Source organism: Sphingosinicella sp., from assembly GCF_052388015.1.
Taxonomy (GTDB): Bacteria; Pseudomonadota; Alphaproteobacteria; order Sphingomonadales; family Sphingomonadaceae; genus Allosphingosinicella.
The window spans coordinates 1-3,098 of record NZ_JBQTIN010000026.1; the positions used below are offsets into that span (position 1 = coordinate 1).

Consider the following 3,098-nt stretch of genomic DNA (forward strand, 5'->3'; position numbering starts at 1 on the left):
GCTCGTCGAACGAGACCCGGATCGGGATCGAGACGCCCTCGCCGCAGACGATGCACTCGCGGTTGCGAAGCGCCGGGATCACGTCGAGGAAACCGCGCGAGCCTTCCGGCATCGCCGCCTTCACGAACTGCTGGTCACGGTCGTTGTTGAGGCGCATCGCGATGATCGTGCCGCATTGCGAGAGAACGCCCTCGGCAAGGTCGGACGGGCGCTGCGTGATCAGGCCCAGCGAGACGCCGTACTTGCGGCCCTCCTTGGCGACCCGCTCGAGCACCTTGCGCACCGCCTGGCCGGCCGAACTCTTGTCAGCGGGGACGTAGCGATGCGCTTCCTCGCAGATCAGCAGGATCGGCCGCTGCACTTCGGAACGCGACCAGATCGCATAATCGAAGACCAGGCGCGACAGCACCGCGACGACCACCGAGACGATGTCCGACGGAACGCCGGACACATCGATGATCGAGATCGGTTTGCCGCGGGCGGGCAGGCGGAAGATTTTCGAGATGAAGGCGCCCATCGAATCGGCGACGAGCATGCCGGAGAACATGAACTGGTAGCGCGGATCGGACTTCAGCTCGTCGATCTTGGTTTTCAGCCGCATGAAAGGGGCAGTGTCGGTCGCCTTGTTCAGCAGGCCCATCTCGTTGGTGATCGCGGTGGTGAGATCGGAGAGGGCATAGGGAATCGGGGAATCGACGGTGAGCTTGGTCAGCCCCTCGGCGCTGCGGTTCTTCGCCCGCGCCTGGAGCAGGCACTTGGCGAGGATGTCCATGTCCTGCTGGCGGTCGGCCCCCTGGGTGGTGATGAAGACTTCGGTATGCTCCTCGAAGTTCATCAACCAGTAGGGCATGGCGAGATTGTCGACATTGAACAGCTCGCCATGGCCCTTGAACGCGGCCGAATATTCGCCGTGCGGGTCGATCATCACGATATGGCCCTCGGGGCTCATGTCGCAGATGCGATGCATGATCAGCGAGGCGGAGGTCGACTTGCCGGTGCCGGTCGAGCCGAGCAAAGCGAAATGCTTGCCGAGCAGGGCGTCGACATAGAGCGCCGCGCGCACGTCCTTGGTCGGATAGACGGTGCCGATTTCGATATGGGCGCGCTCGTCGGCGGCGAACATCTGCTTCAAATCGTCGCCGGCGACGGGATAGGCCTTGCTGCCGGGGATCGGGTAAGCGGTGATGCCGCGCTTGAAGTTGACCAGGCGGCCGCTCGACGGATCCTCGTCGCCCTCGCCGAGGAAGTCGATCTCGGCCGAAATGATGCCGGCCTCGGCGTCGGTCACCTGGAGGCGGCGGACATTGGCGAGCAGCCAGCGCCGGCCGGAATCGATCTTGATCTGGCTGCCGACCTGGCCCGACATGGCGACGGACGGGTCGGGATCCTCGGCAAGCTCGACGAGGCGGCGGCTGACGATCTCGATGCGGGCGCCGCTGCCGGCGATCTCGACGACCTGGCCGATCGCCTCGTGCCGTGCGACGAGCCGCGCGCGCCCCGCCGGCGGGCTGAAATCCGGTTCGCCGCCCTGCGGAAAGCCGTGCACGTTCAACGCTTCGGTCATAGCCGGTCCCATGCGCCGGCGCGGCGCAAGCGCCTGTCCTAGAGGATCGGGGTAAACAAGCCGTTTGCGTTGAAGGGCTCGCTCTCACGCCGGGAAATCCGGGCGATCCCGACCATTGCCGATAGCGAGTGCCGACCCTAGGGTTGCCACCCAATGGATATCTACCTGCCGATCGCCGGCCTGTCGGTGAACGCTCTCGTCATCATCGGCCTGGGCGGGCTTGTCGGCCTGCTGACCGGCATGGTCGGCGTCGGCGGCGGTTTCCTCACCACGCCGATCCTGATCTTCTACGGCATTCCGCCCGCCGTCGCGGTCGCCTCGGCGACGACCCAGATCACCGGCACGAGCATCTCCGGCGTCCTCGCCCACCGGCGGCGGCGCGGTGTCGATTTGCAGATGGGTGCAGTGGTGATCGTCGGCGGCGTGCTCGGCTCGCTGGTCGGGGGCGTCATCTTCCGCCTGCTCCAGCAGGGCGGACAGATCGATACGGTGATTTCGGTCCTCTATGTCATCCTCCTGGGCGGGATCGGCTTCATGATGGCGAAGGAAGCGGCGACCGCGCTCGATATCCTGAAGCCCTCGGCGCGCGCGGCGGAGCGCCCCGCCCGTCGTCACAACCCGCTGATCGCGATGCTGCCGATGCGCTGGCGCTTCTACCGCTCTGGCCTTTACATCTCGCCGCTGGCGCCGCTGGCGCTCGGCTTCGGCGCCGGGCTGCTCACCGTCCTGCTCGGCATCGGCGGCGGCTTCATCATGGTGCCGGCGATGATCTACGTGCTCGGCATGTCGGCGCAGGTGGTCGTCGGCACATCCCTGCTCCAGATCCTCTTCGTCACCGGCGCGACGACGATCATCCACGCGACGACGACCCGCTCGGTCGACATCGTGCTGGCCGGGCTGCTGCTGCTGGGCTCGGTGATCGGCGCCCAATATGGCGCCCTGCTCGCGCAGAAGATGAAGCCGGAGCTGCTGCGCATGTTCCTGGCGATCATCGTGCTCGCGGTCGCGTTCCGGATGGCCTTGCAGCTCGGCTGGCGGCCGGAGGAAATCTACACGGTGCAGTTGCTGTGAGCCGCTGGCCGGCGGCCGTGCTGGCGCTGGTTGCGCCGCTGCTGATGGGACAGGCGCAGCCGCGGCTGGTGCCGGACGTGTCGCAACGCCAGGTCGAGATCCGCTACAGCTTCACCGGCGCCGAGCTGCTGCTGTTCGGTGCAATCGTCTATCCCGGCGGCGGCCCGGAGCCCGGCACCGACGTCGCCGTGGTCATCAAGGGGCCGCCGCAGCCGATCGTGGTGCGCGAGAAGCAGCAGGTGATGGGCATCTGGATGAACGTCGAGCGGGTCAGGCTGCGTTCGGCGCCAAGCTTCTACGCGGTGGCGTCATCGCGGCCCTTGTCCCGGCTGGTCGATGAGCGCACCGCGGCGATCTACGAGCTCGGCCTCGGCAATCTCCAGCTCTCGCCGGGCGGCGGCGCCGACGCCGAGACGATGCAGCGCTTCGAGCGCGGCTTCATCGACCTGCGCCGACGGCAGGG

Annotated in this window: 3 protein-coding genes; 2 read left to right on the forward strand and 1 reads right to left on the reverse strand. The window is 66.9% G+C overall.

Annotated features, from left to right (window positions below):
* Positions 1-1,564, reverse strand: a 1,564-nt coding sequence (locus ACT4N3_RS02090) for an ATP-binding protein (protein WP_444853550.1), incomplete at its 3' end; no start/stop codon positions are given.
* Positions 1,565-1,717: 153 nt separating this feature from the next.
* On the opposite strand from ACT4N3_RS02090, the gene ACT4N3_RS02095 reads away from it, so the two are divergent.
* Both ACT4N3_RS02095 and ACT4N3_RS02100 read left to right on the forward strand, forming a co-directional pair.
* Positions 1,718-2,635, forward strand: coding sequence for a sulfite exporter TauE/SafE family protein (locus tag ACT4N3_RS02095; RefSeq protein ID WP_444853551.1), 918 nt, complete (start codon positions 1,718-1,720; stop codon positions 2,633-2,635).
* 44 nt (positions 2,636-2,679) lie between these two features.
* Positions 2,680-3,098: TIGR02186 family protein (locus ACT4N3_RS02100; protein WP_444853552.1), on the forward strand; the 419-nt coding region annotated here is incomplete at its 3' end.